Origin of the sequence: Planktothrix mougeotii LEGE 06226 (assembly GCF_015207485.1) — a bacterium.
Lineage (GTDB): Bacteria > Cyanobacteriota > Cyanobacteriia > Cyanobacteriales > Microcoleaceae > Planktothrix.
In genome coordinates this window covers 16,995-28,640 of sequence record NZ_JADEWU010000077.1, presented here as the reverse complement: position 1 = coordinate 28,640, position 11,646 = coordinate 16,995, and the positions used below count along the sequence as shown (strand labels likewise).

At 38.4% G+C, this 11,646-nt stretch carries 12 protein-coding genes; 2 read left to right on the top strand and 10 right to left on the bottom strand.

What is annotated here, in order from left to right; translation table 11 throughout:
* Positions 1-375 precede the first annotated feature (375 nt).
* Genes hisS through pedR form a run of 3 tightly spaced genes read right to left on the bottom strand, consistent with a single transcriptional unit; the run spans position 376 to position 2,314 of the window.
* Positions 376-1,659 (bottom strand): histidine--tRNA ligase, encoded by a 1,284-nt coding sequence (hisS, locus tag IQ236_RS22760; protein WP_193871404.1) that lies wholly within the window; start codon positions 1,657-1,659, stop codon positions 376-378.
* 18 nt (positions 1,660-1,677) lie between these two features.
* Entirely contained in the window at positions 1,678-1,989 is a 312-nt protein-coding gene (locus IQ236_RS22755) for a hypothetical protein (RefSeq protein ID WP_193871403.1), read from the bottom strand.
* A 22-nt stretch (positions 1,990-2,011) separates the two neighbouring features.
* Positions 2,012-2,314 (bottom strand): photosynthetic electron transport-dependent transcriptional regulator PedR, encoded by a 303-nt coding sequence (gene pedR / locus IQ236_RS22750; protein ID WP_193871402.1) that lies wholly within the window; start codon positions 2,312-2,314, stop codon positions 2,012-2,014.
* Between the two features lie 376 nt (positions 2,315-2,690).
* Between pedR and IQ236_RS22745 the strand changes: the two genes are divergently transcribed.
* The gene (locus IQ236_RS22745; RefSeq protein WP_190522919.1) at positions 2,691-2,921 is read left to right on the top strand and encodes a photosystem II protein, Psb35-related; all 231 of its coding nucleotides are present in this window, start codon (positions 2,691-2,693) and stop codon (positions 2,919-2,921) included.
* A 100-nt stretch (positions 2,922-3,021) separates the two neighbouring features.
* Here IQ236_RS22745 and IQ236_RS22740 read toward each other — a convergent pair whose 3' ends face one another.
* The 3 genes from IQ236_RS22740 to IQ236_RS22730 form a co-directional block, all read right to left on the bottom strand.
* The gene (locus IQ236_RS22740; protein ID WP_193871401.1) at positions 3,022-3,534 is read right to left on the bottom strand and encodes a cupredoxin domain-containing protein; all 513 of its coding nucleotides are present in this window, start codon (positions 3,532-3,534) and stop codon (positions 3,022-3,024) included.
* Between the two features lie 160 nt (positions 3,535-3,694).
* Positions 3,695-5,965 (bottom strand): heavy metal translocating P-type ATPase, encoded by a 2,271-nt coding sequence (locus IQ236_RS22735; RefSeq protein WP_193871400.1) that lies wholly within the window; start codon positions 5,963-5,965, stop codon positions 3,695-3,697.
* 129 nt (positions 5,966-6,094) lie between these two features.
* Positions 6,095-7,534 (bottom strand): sensor histidine kinase, encoded by a 1,440-nt coding sequence (locus IQ236_RS22730; RefSeq protein ID WP_193871399.1) that lies wholly within the window; start codon positions 7,532-7,534, stop codon positions 6,095-6,097.
* Between the two features lie 64 nt (positions 7,535-7,598).
* Here IQ236_RS22730 and IQ236_RS22725 point away from each other — a divergent pair, with 64 nt between their 5' ends.
* Positions 7,599-7,961: a Uma2 family endonuclease gene (locus tag IQ236_RS22725; protein ID WP_193871398.1), complete on the top strand. Its 363-nt coding sequence runs from the start codon at positions 7,599-7,601 to the stop codon at positions 7,959-7,961.
* Positions 7,962-7,989: 28 nt separating this feature from the next.
* Here IQ236_RS22725 and IQ236_RS22720 read toward each other — a convergent pair whose 3' ends face one another.
* The 4 genes from IQ236_RS22720 to IQ236_RS22705 all read right to left on the bottom strand — a co-directional run bounded on the left by IQ236_RS22720 (position 7,990) and on the right by IQ236_RS22705 (position 11,602).
* Entirely contained in the window at positions 7,990-9,177 is a 1,188-nt protein-coding gene (locus tag IQ236_RS22720) for a DNA-methyltransferase (protein WP_193871397.1), read from the bottom strand.
* Between the two features lie 21 nt (positions 9,178-9,198).
* Positions 9,199-9,849, bottom strand: a complete 651-nt coding sequence (locus IQ236_RS22715; RefSeq protein WP_193871396.1) for an ApaLI family restriction endonuclease — start codon at positions 9,847-9,849, stop codon at positions 9,199-9,201.
* 134 nt (positions 9,850-9,983) lie between these two features.
* The gene (locus tag IQ236_RS22710) at positions 9,984-10,706 is read right to left on the bottom strand and encodes a biliverdin-producing heme oxygenase (protein ID WP_072718715.1); all 723 of its coding nucleotides are present in this window, start codon (positions 10,704-10,706) and stop codon (positions 9,984-9,986) included.
* 167 nt (positions 10,707-10,873) lie between these two features.
* On the bottom strand, positions 10,874-11,602 hold the full coding sequence (locus tag IQ236_RS22705) for a GUN4 domain-containing protein (RefSeq protein WP_193871395.1): 729 nt from the start codon (positions 11,600-11,602) through the stop codon (positions 10,874-10,876).
* Positions 11,603-11,646 lie beyond the last annotated feature (44 nt).

Here is an 11,646-nt window from a genome sequence, read left to right as displayed (position 1 = left end):
CGGCAAATACAAAAATTTTTGTCGATTCCCAATCCAATATTCACGGGGAATAAATTCCCCTGAGTCGTGTTTCCTCTGTTGTCTGAAGACGCGCTCGTTTCCACACTCCCATGCTTTTTTCTATGAATACTCACGATCTTTTAATGTTATTGATTCTCTTGTTCCCCGGTTTAGCCCTATCAATTATTATTATGGCAACCTTTGCCGCCGGAGGTTAAAATCCTGCTAGAAGTGGAAGTGGAAGTGGAAGTGGAAGTGGAACAGGCATCTTGCCTGTTAAACACCTCTTAAACACACACTATCACTTCTAATTATTAGAATTAATGAGACTTTGCCTCATCATAGCATTCCCATGCAGAGCATTGGAACGAGAGGTTAAGGGGTTTTTAGGGTGTGAATTTGTTCTCGAAATTGATCAATTTTATCGAATAAATCCAATTGATTAATCGTAATTTCTTCCCCTGTTTTTAACCATTTTAACTTAATTGTTTGCTGTTCCGCCTCTGCATCTCCTAATACTAAACAAGCTACAGCACCACTGCGATCAGCCCGTTTAAACTGCTTACCAAAGGCACTCCCACTTAAGTCTAATTCCACACTGAAGCCATTTTGACGCAATTTTTGAGCTAAAATTAACCCTTGAGATTCAGCTAAATTTCCCCTAGAAACCATATAAAAATCCAAGCTAGAACTAGAAAGAGTATTTAACTGTTGTAATAGAATCACTAACCGTTCTAACCCAATTGCCCAACCCACAGCATGGATTTCTGGGCCTCCTAATTCTTGAACTAAACCATCATAACGACCGCCCCCGCAAACCGTAGCTTGGGCTCCTAAATCATCAGAAATAATTTCAAAGGCCGTATGGGTATAATAATCTAAACCACGCACTAATCGAGGGTTCAAACTGTAGGGAATTTCTAACGCTGTTAATAACTGTTTAACTTGTTCAAAATGAGCGCGAGAATCCTCTCCTAAATACTCTAAAATACTCGGAGCATCCTGAACAATTTCCTGCGTCCGTTGATCTTTACTATCTAAAATTCTTAAGGGATTTCGAGATAAACGATCTTGAGAATCTGGATCTAATTCGTCTTTATATTGGGTTAAATAATCCACTAATGCTTGACGATAGGCTTGACGATCCGTTGAATTTCCCACAGAATTTAAGTTGAGGTTTAAATTTTTTAATCCTAACTTTTGTAATATATGAGTTGCGATCGCAATCACTTCAACATCTGCCCTTGCATCCCGACTTCCTAACACCTCAACCCCAATTTGATGAAACTGTCGTTGACGTCCGGCTTGGGGTCGTTCATAACGAAACATCGGCCCAGTATACCATAACCGTTGTACCCCTCCCGTGGCATGAAGTTTATTTTCAATAAAGCTGCGAACGACTCCGGCTGTTCCCTCTGGCCGCAGGGTAATTGAACGTTCACCCCGGTCAACAAACGTATACATTTCTTTGCCAACTACATCCGTCGCTTCCCCAATACCGCGTTCAAATAAAGCCGTTTGTTCAAAAATTGGGGTGCGAATTTCTTGATAATTTGCCTTCAATAAAATATCCCTGGCAACAGACTCCACCCATTGCCAGTATCCAATTTCATCAGGCAGGATATCCCGTGTTCCTCGTAATGCTTTGATCAGTTCCATTGGTTTCTTAATTAATCGTTAGTCCTGTGGCGGATCGATTGTTTCCCAGGCGCCATAACGATCGTTATAATACGCCAAAATTTGATCAATCTGTTGACGAGTTGCCGAATCATGACTGTCATCATATTCGATCCATAAACTGCCAACCTGACTTTGAGTGTAATCAAATTCTGGCGGTATTTCATCGGGACTAATGCGGGTGGGAATTAACCCCGTGTTCACTCCTTCGACCTGACGCAAATGTGCAGCCACTTCCCGATACACCGTTAAAGGAAGTTTCCGACAGCAAACCTGATAGCGAAGTCGTTGTTTCTGTTCTACACTTTTCATCCAAAATTAACCTGTTTTTCCCCTATTCTACCGAGGAAGATATGGCGACCTCTGTTTCATCTTCAGTGGTCATTAGCGGTAGAGTACAACAGTTAATGTCATCCAGACAAACCTTCCCCCATTGCAACGCCCAACGGACTAAAGCTACTCGGTTATCCGTTGCCGTTTTTGTGAGAATGTTACTGATATGATTATCAACTGTACGTTTACTAATTTCTAGTTTCTCCGCAATTTCTTGATTTGTTAATCCACTCGCAACTAACTCCACAACTTGCAGTTCTCGTTCTGAGAGTGAAACAGGAGTTCGAGAATCGCTTTGCGTCATATTAGCTTCCAATCTCTGCATAATTACCTATTTATTATTCTAAAGGGAACTTGTCAAAAAATATCCTTTATTCGATCGGGCTTAGGAATTTTTAATCAACTCTGCCTATACAAGACATAACTGGTGTATATCAAATCTAGCAGAAATGCTTATCACTATTTTCTTAATTCTTCCTTAATTTCTGGTTTTGGTGGGCGGTTGGCGGTTGACGGTTGGCTGTTGATGGGCGAGGAGACCTCGCCCCTACCTCCCTACCCCCATAACTAGGTACGGTAAACACACCCAAAAAAATCTGTCAAGCTATTGCAATATTTTTTAACTCTCTGTTACAATCGTTTACATAGAAAGCAAACTAAAGCAGGTTAGGAGAAAAATTATGTTTACCGTTTTAATTTCTTTATTCATCGTGGGTTGGGTTGCGGCTGCTGTAATTGGGACTCAAGCTTACTTCCGGGGTGAACAAACCAAACCCATCCACGAACGCAACTGGAATTCCAACTCCTTTGAACAAATCGCTCAGTCCGTTACAGGTCAAGAAACCGACTACAGCGTCCGCATTCCTGCCTATAGTTTAGATGCTTACGCCAGCAATAATTTAGGCAATTAATTCTCTAATATTCAACCTGAAAAAACAAAAAATAAGTAACATTTTTACCCCTGCAATTCGTGGAAGATTGAAGGGGTATTTTTTTTATAAGTTACAGTTATTAATGTTGAACTTCAACAACGCCTCGCACCATATTCATCCCACAACTAAAGGTATATTCTCCTGATTCTTCGGGAATAAATTCAATAGTTGTGGTTTGATTTAAAGGTAAATCTTGAGCAATATTAAAATCAGGAAACAGCACTTTATCTAAGCAATGGCTAGGATCTTTACGAATAAAGTTCAGCCGGACTTTTTTACCGGATTGAACCGTAATGCGGTTAGGTTGATAGCCGCCATCGACTAAAATTTCTAATTCTTGAGTCTCCTGATTTAGTGTTGCTTTTTTGGCTTTGGGTTTACTGAATAAAAACCACCCTAGTTCTAATCCAATTAACGCTAATCCACTGACAGTAACAACCATTTTTGTTGATAAAGGTTGTTCAATTGTTTTAAATTGATCGTTAGCAGGTTCTGAATGGGATTCCATAGCTCGAATAGGAGCAGAATTAGCGATTAAAATTGATAGTAAAATTCCGCTAAATTGTAATCCTGTTTTGATTTTGATGTTCATAGTTTTCACTCCTTATTCTAAGAATAATTACTCTACAGTAAGTCTCAATCATTTATACACATTACCGCCCATCGTAGGGGCGAGGTTCTCTCGCCCTGACACCGAGATATGTGTCCATACTGGCTCTATTTCCCTTCTCAATACACTTTTTAACTAAAGATTAATTCAGCTTAAACTGACGTAAGCGTAAGGCATTAGAAACAACTGAAATCGAACTCAGTGCCATTGCTCCTCCTGCAATAATCGGATTTAATAACCAACCCGTTAAGGGATAAAGAATTCCGGCTGCAATTGGTATTCCGGCTGAGTTATAAATAAAGGCAAAAAACAGGTTTTGGCGAATATTATTCAGAGTCGCTTTACTTAATTTAATCGCCGTAACTAACCCAATTAAATCCCCTGAAATTAAGGTAATATCACTAGCTGCGATCGCCACATCTGTCCCTGTACCAATGGCAATTCCTACATCCGCTTGAGCTAAAGCCGGAGCATCATTAATTCCATCCCCCACCATTGCTACAATTGAAGGCTGTTTTTTCCGTCCTTTCCGTTCAGTTTGCAGGGATTTAATTATATTTGCTTTTTGGTCAGGACGAACTTCTGCAAATACCCGTTTAATTCCGACTTCAGAAGCGATCGCTTCGGCGGTTTTTTGATTATCTCCCGTTAACATCACCACCTCTAACCCGATTTTTTGTAAGGCTTGAATTGCCGTTTTTGAGGTCGGTTTCACCGCATCGGAAATCGCAACTAAACCTTCTATTTCTCCATCTACTGCTATCCAAGCTGTTGTTTTTCCTTCTGACTCCCAACTGACTTGATACTGTTGTAAAGGTTCGATTTTAATTCCTAATTCTTGCATCCAGCGAGACGTTCCAATTTGTACAAATCGATCTGAAATATAACCTTGAACTCCCATCCCGGCTAAGGCTTGGAAATTGCGAATTTCAGGTAAGGGAAAAGTTACCCCTTGTGCTTTAGCATATTGAACAATTGCTTCTGCTAAGGGATGCTCAGATTGTTGTTCAATAGCTGCGACTAATCGTAATAATTTTAATTCATGATCATTGTTGATTCCGCCTACGGTTACATACTGGGTTACGGTGGGTTTTCCTGCGGTAATGGTTCCGGTTTTATCTAATACAATGGTTTGGATTTTATGGGCTAATTCTAAACTATCCGCTCCTTTAATTAAGATACCATGTTCAGCCCCTAAACCTGTTCCCACCATCACAGAAGTTGGCGTTGCTAATCCCAATGCACAGGGACAAGCAATAATTAAAACTCCGACGGTTGTTGTAATGGCGAGGGTAAGATTTCCGGTAAAATTAAACCAGAGAATAAAAGTAGTGATCGCGATCGCAATTACAACTGGAACAAACCAACCTGTTACCTGATCTGCTAATTTTTGAATCGGTGCTTTTGACCCTTGCGCTTGTTGAACTAACTGCACAATTTGCGCTAATACCGTATCTTTTCCCACCCGTGAAGCTCGAAATTTAAAGCTTCCGGTTTTATTAATTGTCGCCCCAATTACTTCATCCCCTGGATGTTTTTCAACGGGAATACTTTCTCCTGTTACCATCGATTCATCAACTGTAGAATTCCCTTCAATTAATTCCCCATCAACGGGGATTTTTTCACCGGGACGGACTCGAATAATATCACCAACATTCACCGCTTCAATGGGAATATCAATTTCTTCTCCAGACCGAATGACACGGGCGGTTTTTGCTTGTAATCCCATTAATTTTTTAATCGCATCGGAGGTTTTTCCTTTGGCGCGATATTCGAGTAATTGACCCAGTAAAATTAAGGTAATAATCACAGCAGCCGATTCATAATAAACATCCGCAGACAAGCCTTGATTTAAAAAGAATTGCGGGAAAAAAGTGACAAAAATAGAATACAAATAAGCAGCCCCTGTTCCCACTGCTATTAAAGTATTCATATCAGCTTGATGACGTTTTAAGCCTTTCCAAGCTCCTAAGAAAAAGGCTTGACCTGACCAAAATAAAATCGGTGTTGTCAGGATTAATTGTAACCCAGGATTGTGCATCCAATTGGGAATAAAGGGTAAATTTAAACCCGTCATCATCGGTAATCCTCCGATGACTAAAAACACACTAATAATCGCACTAATTGCTACTTTCTGGGTTAATTTTTGTTCAATTTCTCGGTTTTCTTTCTCACGGTCTTCGAGATGAGAAGTGTTATCTTCTATGGGTTTGGCACTATATCCCGCATCGATAACCGCTTGTTGAATTTGCTCAATATTAGTTTGTTTGGGATCAAATTCAACCGTTGCTTGTTCAGCACCAAAATTAACGTGACAAACCGCAACCCCATCCACATTTTGAATCGCTGTTTCTATGGTATTGGCGCAGGCGGCGCACCCCATTCCGTTTAATTGGAAATAGCTTGTTTTCATGGGTTAAACTTCATTTTGAGTTGAGTTGGTTGGTGCGTGCGCCTTGCTTACGCACCCTACACTGTTATTTTAAAGTCTCCTCTTTACTGGAGTGTCAAGGGGGGGATGGAAAATTAAATTTGTAATCGCTTACAACCCACTTGGATGTAGAGGTAAAGTAACTGTAACGGTTGTTCCTTGATTAATTTTACTTTCTAAAGAAATTTGACCGTGATGATTTTCTACTATTGCTTGAGCGATCGCTAAACCTAAACCTGACCCTCCACTATTACGATGAGTGCGAGAAGGATCAACGCGATAAAACCGATCAAAAAGATGGGGTAAGGCTTCAACAGGAATCCCAATTCCTGTATCTTTTATTATAACTTGTAAGGCTTCAAATTTCAAGAGAGAATGATTTTTTTCCCAAGATTCAGTTACTTTTCCTAATGTGGGTTGTCGTTTAATTTTAGGAATCTGTTTTAATTCTATTTTAATTTCACCACCAGCCGGAGTATACTGGACAGCATTACTGACTAAATTCGTAAATAATCGCACCAATTGATCCCAATCTCCTTGTAAAGTAAAGGGTTCAGTTTCGGTGTTTTGATAACTATTGGAATTGGCAATAATATCCTCAGAATATTCAATAAAATTTAAGGAAAGATGAACTTTTTGTAGAATTGCGATCGCTTTTTGTTCTTCTATAACCTCCATTAATAAGCCATCCAAAGGAAGGGAAATAAATTGAGGTTTAACAATACCGCTATCCTGTCTAGCTAAAAATAATAAATCATCGACTAACCGACTTAAACGGCGAGTAATTCGTTCAATAACTTGCAATTGTTGTTGTTCAGAATTGGATAAATTGGGTTCTGCTAAAGCGACTTGGACATTGGTTTGAATCAGCGCAATCGGACTTCTTAATTCATGGGACGCATCGGCGGTAAATTGTTTTAACCGTTGATAGGAATATAGCACAGGTTCCATGGCTAAACCGGATAAAAACCAGCCAATTGCAGCCACACCAATTACCATTAAAATTGTTCCGATTGTTAAATCTAATATTAACTGACGAATGGGTTTTGCGACTTCAAACCAAGGATGACTAACTCGTAAATAGCCTAAGACTTGGCGTCCGATTTCTACCCGGTCTGTTACTTGTCTTAAAATCATTTCTGAAGTGTTATTTTTTTCAGAAATATGAACCGTTTCTCCACTCTGGTTTGGATGAATGGGAATATCCAATGGTTGAGAAAACGTAGACCATAATAATTCTCCCGTTGGACTAAACCATTCCAGATCAATATGATCATCTTCAACGGTATTAGAATTATTTCTAAAACTCGCTTCCACATTGACTTGAAATTGACCTGCTAATACCGCAGGAGACATCGCCGGAGGGGTAGAAACGGGTTCAATAACAAGGGAACGTTCAACCACTTCTACAACGTGATTTAAAGTATCATCAATACGTTCAATTAAGGTATTTCGCACATAGAAATAAAACCCACTCGCAAATAATAATAATAAAATAGCGGTAACTGCGGTATACCAAATTGCTAACCGTCGCCGGGTTGCTTGAAACATAAGTGATAAATTTTTGCTAATCTATGAATAGGTTAAAATTCTATTTTAGGATAAGAAAAGGATCATGATCTTACAAGTTGAAGCTCAAAAAATCTATACCCTTGAAGACTATCTCGATTTTGAGGTGAATTCTCCAGAACGCCATGAATATATTAACGGTGAAATTAGACCTATGACAGCAGAAGTATTATCAGCATCAACCCGAAACTACGACAAAGACGAAAAATTTGCCGCCTATCGTACTCTTCCTACTTTTCAAGAATATCTCCTCATTGATCAATATACGATTCCTATTGAACATTATTATAAAACGGATGAAAAACACTGGATATTTGTGGAGTATAATAATAGCAATGAAACCCTAGTGCTTAACTCCATTTCGCTTGAAATGGTTATAGCTGATCTTGATGATAAAGTTGAGTTTTAAACCCAATAATTCATTGAATTGAATTTATCTAAAATAGTACCTTTTGAACCGTATAAGCAGGAGCTTCTATAATCATGACATGATGGGGAATATCCGTTACTTCAAGCTCAAAAAGATCATCAGAGGTTTTAACTAAAATCGATTTCAAAGCTCCTTTAGCTTGAGATGCTTTATGCAATAAACTCAGTGCTTTGTGTAAGCTTTCTCCCTGACGCTGTACCCGAATTGGGACAGGTTTACCTCGATAATTTTGTTTTAAAATAGCATCTATTCCTTGATTTCTTTGGACAGGAATAATATCTAAACTCGAAATAATATTGAGGGCTTCCTCATCGACATTTAGGTAGGCTTTTCGGCCTTTTTGCAGTAACACAGACTCAGATTTAATCGGGGTTTTCAATCTATCTTTAGAAAGTTGAACCGCATCCGGGGAAATATCAATTCCTATTCCTGAACGATTTAATAATTTAGCGGCTATAATTGTTGTCCCACTTCCACAAAATGGGTCTAATACAATATCTCCAGGGTTAGAAGCTAATTCAATAATTCGTTCTAGCAGTAAAATTGGTTTTTGACTCGGATAGCCGACACGCTCTTTTGCTTTAGGGTTTAAATAGGGAATTTCCCAAACATCACTTAAGGGGACTCCTTTTTTCGGGTCAGCCGGAATAATTTCCCCATCATTATCTTTAGCATAAACCGCTTTACCATGCTCATCTCTGGTGCGTTTTTGTAAGATTTGATCGACATTTGTAGATTCTGAATAATGGCAATAAATAGGATTAAAGGTAAATTGATTTGTTTTAGAATAAAAAAATATCGTTTGATGAGCAGGTAACAATCCTTTTTTAGAATTAGACCATCGCTTATAACTCCAAATAATTTCTGATCTAAAATTATCTTGACCAAAAATATGATTTAAAATCGCTCTAATGATATAATTAGCATGAGTATCACAATGTACAAAAATCGAGCCATCTTCCCTTAAAATATGATATAGAACTGCTAACCTTTCATGGATAAACTTTGCATAGTCTTGCTCACTTTCCCATAAATCATTATAACTAAATTCCAATTGTCTATCTCTCGTTTTTAAAGACTGCTGTTTTTGGGTAAAAAAAGGAGGGTCTAAATAAATCAGATTAACGAAATTTGAAGGCATTTTTTGGATAATATCTAGGCAGTCTCCTTGAAGAATATCGTAAGTATTATTCATGATTTTTAGTATATTAATAAATTATAATTCATCCGAATTCGTATTTTGATCAGCAATTTTTTGTAAGATAGCCCTTAAATCTATACCCGTTCTTTCATTAACATAATTCCAGGCACTCTCTCCATAGTGATATTCACCGCCAATTCCCTTATAAAGTGTTTCTAAAGTTTGCTGAACTCTTATAGCCTGTTGTCTATTGGGGTAATAAAACATAATACGAATAGGTCTGTAACCTGCGGTTGATATAGTTTTGATTCTAGTATGTTCTTTTGTAATATGATCTCCATCTGTTGTTGCATCTCTCCATTTAATTTCAATTGCATTGTTTCCTTCTAAACAATCAATTTCAAATGTTTTTGGTCTTGAACCCATAGTATTAGTAATCTTGACTGCTTTTGAATTAGGATATTTTTCGAGAAAAGATAATTGAGTAGCTTTCTCTAAAAATGATCCTGCATATTTATATAAAAAACGACCTTTATTTTGATAAATATCTATTAATTTTCCTTCTTGCTCAGTGATACCCAGAACTCTATAGATTAAGAAATGAGAAGTATCATCACCTTTCATTTCTTCTAAACGACAATTGATTTGTTTTAGTAGAGCTTTGGAATATTTTTGTGCTAAATTTTGGATTTTCTCTTCCAAGCTTGAAGGTGTTAGAGATGCCATAAATCAGATAAAATTTGTATAGAGAAGTATAAGTTATATGTAATTAAAATCACTGCAAAATCCTGAACCCAAGGTGACTGCTTTACAGCCATCTTACGTTCAGGATTAAGTTGAATCTTCCGTGTTTTAACTGATTATTCGGCGGCGGTTGCTAACTCTTCCGTTGACCCTTGGGTACGACGGCGAGTTAACGTATTAAATAACATTTGACCAATGGCTTTAATTAAATTACCTTCTAATTCATTGAACATTTTCATGTTCATTCCGAAGGCATCATTGGCTTCATCAACAATGCGAGTCGCCATGTCTTGGTCAATATCAACGCTATCCATTTGTTGACGATAATTCACTTTAAAAGCTTTTTCATCAGGAATATCGTTGAACTCGTAAAATTGGGTTCCTTTCCCTTCTGGGAGGTTCATGGCATTTTGAGCAATTCCTTTGAGAATTTGCCCCCCTGACAAGTCACCCAAATAGCGAGTATAGAGATGAGCAATTAACAATTCGGGTTGAGAGTTAGAGACTTCCCGAATTCGAGCAACATAGGCTTGTGCTGCTTCGGAAGGTTGTACTTCTTCCTTCCAATTTTCTCCATAATAAAAGTATAAATCCTGCTCTAAACTTTGTTTGCGGTTGAGTTCAGGAAAATACAATTTGGATAAAACAGGATGGTTGCGGTGGCGTTCCATCTCCTCTTCCATTGCAGAGTAGACGAAATAGAGATTTCCCGCTAATTTCCGGTAAGACGTCTTTTCTACCGTACCCTTTAAAAAGCACTTAATAAAACCGACGTTTTCCGCCATTGTGTGAGACTTTTTCGTGCCTTCTCGCAGTTGGGTTGCTAAGTTAACGCTCATACTAAAAAATTTAATCCCAAAGCTAAATTCAACAGTAGGGGTCTTGCTAATGACAGCACCGTGAAAAACCGCCTAATTTTTAAGATTAAACTGATTTGATGAGAAATGGTGTTAAGAATTGTCACATTTGCAGGTCGGGATTTGTTATATTCCGAACGCGACACGCCTTAAGACTTTAACCAAGCTGGGTGAGAGAGTAAAGCTTCAATGACTCGCACTCCTCGCAATTGATTAGATAGAGGAAGATGACCTTTTGGTGCTGTTAAATCCCAAGTAAATCCTTGGGGATAGCGCGTCCAATTTCGACCTGTGCGCCACCCAATTTTCGGCCAAAGTTTATCCCAATTTTTATTAACACCAAGCCAAAGTTCTCTTTGGATAGAATAGCCAAATTTGCCTTCCGAATGAATCCGCCAAAGAGCATCAAGGGTGTGTAAATCTGTCGTAGGAATGCGTTCAATTTCAGAAAAATAGAGCCATTTTCTTTGTAAAGCCGAAGCTCCAGCTAATTCACAAAGGTTTTGTAAACTTAATTTATCAGCCTCTAAAAAGTTTTGTTCGGCGAGTAATTTTTGCAAAGGAATATAATCTATTCCGGCTTCGGATTTTAACGGGACAATTCCCGTAGGAAAATGGGTTTGCAAAAAGGTACTGACTTTTTCTGAATGGGGATGAGCCGTATATAAAATTTGATAAACTTTACCCTCAACTAAACTAGGGGGATGAGACTGCTGTTTTAATAAAAATTCCATTAAAACATCCCAAACCGTCTCCCCACCTTGGGTTAATGTTTGTAGTAGTTGGAATTGAGCTTTTTCCGACCCTGCAAAAAGCTGAGAGCGTAATTCATCCGCACTCATGAGGTCAAGTTGTGGGGAAGTGGTCAAGTCAGTCATAAGTGGGTGGCGTTTCAGGTTTGGATTGAGGACAAAATTCTCAA

What these genes read in the sequence shown, in the direction of transcription:
- IQ236_RS22705 (WP_193871395.1), bottom strand. Translation starts at nt 11,602, where the DNA reads ATGACTGACTTGACCACTTCCCCACAACTTGACCTCATGAGTGCGGAT.
- IQ236_RS22710 (WP_072718715.1), bottom strand. Translation starts at nt 10,706, where the DNA reads ATGAGCGTTAACTTAGCAACCCAACTGCGAGAAGGCACGAAAAAGTCT.
- IQ236_RS22740 (WP_193871401.1), bottom strand. Translation starts at nt 3,534, where the DNA reads ATGAACATCAAAATCAAAACAGGATTACAATTTAGCGGAATTTTACTA.
- IQ236_RS22745 (WP_190522919.1), top strand. Translation starts at nt 2,691, where the DNA reads ATGTTTACCGTTTTAATTTCTTTATTCATCGTGGGTTGGGTTGCGGCT.
- IQ236_RS22720 (WP_193871397.1), bottom strand. Translation starts at nt 9,177, where the DNA reads ATGAATAATACTTACGATATTCTTCAAGGAGACTGCCTAGATATTATC.
- IQ236_RS22715 (WP_193871396.1), bottom strand. Translation starts at nt 9,849, where the DNA reads ATGGCATCTCTAACACCTTCAAGCTTGGAAGAGAAAATCCAAAATTTA.
- IQ236_RS22755 (WP_193871403.1), bottom strand. Translation starts at nt 1,989, where the DNA reads ATGAAAAGTGTAGAACAGAAACAACGACTTCGCTATCAGGTTTGCTGT.
- hisS (WP_193871404.1), bottom strand. Translation starts at nt 1,659, where the DNA reads ATGGAACTGATCAAAGCATTACGAGGAACACGGGATATCCTGCCTGAT.
- pedR (WP_193871402.1), bottom strand. Translation starts at nt 2,314, where the DNA reads ATGACGCAAAGCGATTCTCGAACTCCTGTTTCACTCTCAGAACGAGAA.
- IQ236_RS22735 (WP_193871400.1), bottom strand. Translation starts at nt 5,965, where the DNA reads ATGAAAACAAGCTATTTCCAATTAAACGGAATGGGGTGCGCCGCCTGC.
- IQ236_RS22730 (WP_193871399.1), bottom strand. Translation starts at nt 7,534, where the DNA reads ATGTTTCAAGCAACCCGGCGACGGTTAGCAATTTGGTATACCGCAGTT.
- IQ236_RS22725 (WP_193871398.1), top strand. Translation starts at nt 7,599, where the DNA reads ATGATCTTACAAGTTGAAGCTCAAAAAATCTATACCCTTGAAGACTAT.